General features: G+C 72.4%; 1 protein-coding gene. It reads left to right on the forward strand.

Annotated elements, in window-relative coordinates; genetic code table 11:
- Window positions 1–947, forward strand: a 947-nt coding sequence (locus L0P92_RS44650; RefSeq protein ID WP_234768840.1) for a CDP-glycerol glycerophosphotransferase family protein, incomplete at both ends; no start/stop codon positions are given.

Below are 947 nucleotides of genomic sequence, written 5' to 3' on the forward strand. Positions count from 1 at the left end.
GAACAGCACCGCCGTATCCCAGGCCACCCCCGAGCCTCCCCCTCGCTCTCCCTGCCACGCCGTCCTCTACGACGTCATGGTCCGCGACTGCCTGCGCACCTTCGCCCGCACGCCGATGCCGGACCCCGTGGCCAGGGAGTTCTTCCGCCGCGCCGCCGACGCCGCCGTCCGTCTGCGCCCGCCCGGGTACCGCCGCCCCGCCGGCCCCGAGGGCATCCGCCGAGCCCTTCTCGAAGAGAGCGCGTACACCAGGTACCGCGCCTTCCAGGCCGCCAACCGGGCCCGCCGCACCGCCAAGTCGGCCGTACGGACCCGTAAACGCCAGGTGGCCGCCGCCCTCGGCGACCGCCACTACCGCGCGGCCCTGTCCCGCCCGGTCGACCCCGGCCTGGCCGTCTTCGCGGCGTACTGGAACCGTGGAGTCGCCTGCAACCCGGCGGCCATCGCGGCCAAGCTCACCGAACTCGCCCCCCAGATCCACCCCGTGTGGGTGGTGACCCCCGAGAACGCCCCGCTCCTGCCGCCCCACACCGACCACGTGCTGCCCGGCACCCGCCGCTACCGCGAGGTGCTGGCCACGGCCAAGTACCTGGTCAACAACGTCAATTACCCCAACGCGATCGTGAAGCGCCCGGACGCGGTCCACCTCCAGACCCACCACGGCACCCCGCTCAAGCGCATGGGCGTCGACCAGATGGAGTTCCCGGCGGCGGCCAAGGGCCTGGACTTCGAGGCGTTGCTCGCCCGTATCGACAAGTGGGACTACAGCGTCTCGGCGAACAGCCACTCCACCCGGATGTGGGAGCGCGCGTATCCGTCCCGATTCGTCTCCCTGGACCACGGCTATCCGCGCAACGACGTCTACTACACGGCCACCGCGGCCGACATCCGCGTGATCCGCGCCCGCCTGGGCATCCCCCCGGCCCACCGCGCGATCCTCTACGCCC

The sequence above is a fragment of the Streptomyces muensis genome (genome assembly GCF_021474425.1).
GTDB lineage: Bacteria > Actinomycetota > Actinomycetes > Streptomycetales > Streptomycetaceae > Streptomyces > Streptomyces muensis.